Here is a 3,453-nt window from a genome sequence, read left to right on the forward strand (position 1 = left end):
TCGATCGCGCGGACGATCGTGTCGGTGGTGCCATGTGTCGAGAACCCAATAAACCTTACTTTGCCCTCGGCTTGCAGTTGTTTGGCCACTTCCCAGCAGCCGCCATCGCGCAGCGCATAGTCAGCAGTTTCCCGATCGTTAATCCCATGAATGCCCAAGAGATCGACGTACTCTAGGTTGAGTCGCGACAAGCATAGCTCGAAAGTTTTCCGAAACTCTTGCGGATCGGCAACTGGGGCAACTTTCGTTTGAAAAATGAAATCTTGCCGGTTTAATTTCGGTAAGATTTGGCCGAGTTGGACTTCCGAAGATCCATAGAATCTGGCCGTTTCAATATGATTGATGCCGACTGCTAACGAGCGAGCGATCGTGGCTTCTAGGTTGCGTTGATTTTCATCGGGAACTTCAGCCAGCGGAATATCTTGCCATTTGTGTTGGTAGCGCATACCACCACAGGAAAAAACAGGCATCTGTAGCTCGGTACGGCCGAAACGACGATATTGCATAGGGAGAGGGGAGAGGGTAGTAGCAATTGAAGGGGGATGCTACTAATTTTAGCCATTAAAACCTCAAACCTAAAGTCTTCAGCCTCAAACCTCACATCTAGCAGCTAAATAAAAAAATTTGGTACAAACGTGAATATTGAGTGTCGGATGGGGAATATATAGATAATGTACCCTAGTAAATCGATCGAGAGATCGTGACTCGGAGGAAAGTAGCACTAGCTTCAAGTATTGATCGAGATCGATACCCAGCGAGAACTAGCTACCGAATCGGCGTACTCCCACTTACAAGACTCCTGTTGCTGCGTATCAAAGTATATGAGTTTTCAACTAGATCGAGGATTATTTCAGTTTGACTTTACCGATCGACACGCGATTCTCGGCGTGAGTGTGAATGCTGAAGAAATAAATATTAGAGAACGCTACCAAGCCGTTGCCAGATTGTTGCATCCCGATAGTGCACAATGGCAAACTGATGCCGAGCGTAACTTAGCCGTCCGCCTATTTTCGCGGCTGATTACCCATGCTTACGGTCAATTGTCCAAGCCATCTCAGCTCCAAGAGCAAATCATCATGCTCGAACTGATGGGTAAAAGATTGGTCGAAGAAGGCAGCCAACTTCAGATCGTCAATCCGTTGTGTCAAGAACTTTATCAAAGTGGTAATGACTTCGAGTTATTGTACGATCGATTGTTGACAAAATTGACCGCCCAACAATACATTGCACTGGGTGAGAGCGAGCAAATTATCAATCAAATTAGCGAACTGAATATGGTGTATCTGTTACGCAAACAGCTACAGTCAGTCAGATCGACACCACCCGTCACAGCTACTGTTGCGCCTGCTGGTGCCGTCAAGCAAAATCCTGGTGCCCCATCCGAAGCAAATAAACCCTCGCCGGTTGAAGGTGCGCTGCGACGTGCGGAAGACTATGTGAGCAAAAAAAATTGGGTTAAAGCCGTACCTGAAATCAAAGAAGTCATCAGTGTCGAGCCAAATAACGCTCGCGCTCATACCTTATTAGGACTGGTATATCTGCATCAACAACAAATGACAATGGCCAAACTATCGATTAATAAAGCCATCCAAATTGCGCCCCGCGATCCGCAAGTACTCCAAGCCAAGCAGGAATTCGATCGTGTAGCCAATCCGACTAGCAATGGTGCCAATAGCAAAAATGGTGCCAAAAAACCGAGTGAAGGGATGTTTAGCGGTTTATTTGGTAAAAAGTAACATTGGTAGTTGTGGCGTTCGTGGCTGTGGCTATTTAACAAACAGTCATGAGCCGCTACGCGCGATCGACTAAAATTAGAAAGTTGCCCGTTGCCAATTCTCAACCCATGACCGATCTCCATGCTCCTGTTTTTCCGCTCCCGCAAGGCGAGATGCCCACAAATTTTTATGCTCCAGGCGCAAGAGACTTATTGCCGCTAGATGTGGTGCAAAAACACTGGGTGGAGACTGGCATTCAGGATGTATTTCATCGGTGGGGTTATCACCGGATCGTGACTTCTACGCTCGAACGGCTGGAAACTTTGACTGCTGGTGGTGCTGTCGATCCCGAAACCGTGATCCAAATCCCCAGTGCTGAAAGCGGCACGCTCGGTTTGCGGCCAGAATTGACTGCTTCGATCGCACGGGCAGCAGTCGCCCGGATGGGCGATCTGTATCCGCAACGGTTATATTACAATGCCAATGTGTTTCGGCGTGCCGACCTCGCACATCACGGCCGCCAACAAGAATTTTATCAAGCAGGGATCGAACTATTAGGGATCGGGGGCATCTTGGCTGATGCCGAAGCGATCCTGCTGGCGATCGATTGCTTGACAGCCTTAGCCGTTCCTAATTGGCAAATTATTTTGGGTGAAGCTGGATTGAGCCGTGCTTTACTGGCTCAATTTCCAATCGAATTTCAAACTCAAATTCGCCGCTGTCTGGCACATCTCGATCGAGTCACCCTCGAGCAATTACCACTAGCCCCCCAGCAACGACAATTAGCACTCTCGCTCTTAGATTTGCGTGGCAAACCAGCGGTAGTATTAGAGCGGCTGTCACAACTCGAATTAGACGATCGCTCTCAAGCCACCATCGCCCATCTCCAAACCTTAATCGAACTACTCGCTGCCAGCAGCCCCACCGAGCTATCGCTAATTTTGGATTTAAGTTTGATTCAAACCTTCGATTACTATACGGGGATTGTTTTTGAGGCGGTGAGTATTTGCGACGATCGAACTTACGTTGTCGGCGAAGGCGGGCGGTACGATCAGTTACTCGCCCTCTATCACCCCCAAGGGCAAAACTTCCCAGGGATTGGCTTTGTGTTGAATATTGAAGATTTACAGCAAGTTCTGCAAACGCACCCCGCCATGCCCCATTACACTGCCAAACCTGATTGGTTGGTAGTGGCCACTGACCCTACTGCCGCTGCCGCTGCCCTCATCTATAGCAACAAGCTCAGATCGGTGCCTGCAAAAATGTGCGTAGAAATGTACCTCGATAATGAAGATCCCGATCGCATTCGTCAAATCGCCCTCGATCGCGGCATCGCCAAAATCGCTTGGGTCAGTCTAGATGCTGTCACGATCGAAGAAGTCCACTAAAAACAGCCAGCGGTTAATTCCGCTGGCTGTCTTTAGCTCGATAGTTTGTCGTCTATTTAGCGATCGACTATCAATTATTAATTATCAATTATCAATTATCGACTAAACTTCTTGGACTTTTTCGAGCGTGCGCTGATAATCCCAATCGCGACCTTGCTGGCGAAAGAGATCGGCAGCCATCTGAAGATCTTCGCGACCGCCTTGACGATCGCCGAGATATACCCTCGTCAAACCTCTGTTATAGTAGCTTTTGGGTCGAGTGCGATCGAGTTGGATGGCGCGATCGTAGTCCGTTAAAGCACCGTGGAGATCTTCGAGCCGATAGCGAACATTGCCGCGATTATAGTATG

At 48.5% G+C, this 3,453-nt stretch carries 4 protein-coding genes; 2 read left to right on the top strand and 2 right to left on the bottom strand.

What is annotated here, in order from left to right; all coding sequences use genetic code 11:
• Window positions 1–506: aldo/keto reductase (locus RMO27_RS22800; protein WP_309736825.1), on the bottom strand; the 506-nt coding region annotated here is incomplete at its 3' end.
• Between the two features lie 315 nt (window positions 507–821).
• On the opposite strand from RMO27_RS22800, the gene RMO27_RS22805 reads away from it, so the two are divergent.
• Window positions 822–1,736 carry a DnaJ domain-containing protein gene (locus RMO27_RS22805; RefSeq protein WP_309736826.1) on the top strand — a complete coding sequence of 305 codons (915 nt, stop codon included), beginning with the start codon at window positions 822–824 and terminating at the stop codon, window positions 1,734–1,736.
• Window positions 1,737–1,888: 152 nt separating this feature from the next.
• The gene (locus tag RMO27_RS22810; protein WP_396133789.1) at window positions 1,889–3,103 is read left to right on the top strand and encodes an ATP phosphoribosyltransferase regulatory subunit; all 1,215 of its coding nucleotides are present in this window, start codon (window positions 1,889–1,891) and stop codon (window positions 3,101–3,103) included.
• A 102-nt stretch (window positions 3,104–3,205) separates the two neighbouring features.
• Here RMO27_RS22810 and RMO27_RS22815 read toward each other — a convergent pair.
• Window positions 3,206–3,453 (bottom strand): tetratricopeptide repeat protein (locus RMO27_RS22815; protein WP_309736828.1); only part of this gene is annotated, 248 nt, incomplete at its 5' end.

The organism is Chamaesiphon sp. OTE_75_metabat_556, from assembly GCF_031378165.1.
Classification (GTDB): domain Bacteria; phylum Cyanobacteriota; class Cyanobacteriia; order Cyanobacteriales; family Chamaesiphonaceae; genus Chamaesiphon.

Coding starts and splice junctions, on each gene's coding strand:
- RMO27_RS22805 (WP_309736826.1), top strand. CDS start 822: ATGAGTTTTCAACTAGATCGAGGATTATTTCAGTTTGACTTTACCGAT.
- RMO27_RS22810 (WP_396133789.1), top strand. CDS start 1,889: ATGCCCACAAATTTTTATGCTCCAGGCGCAAGAGACTTATTGCCGCTA.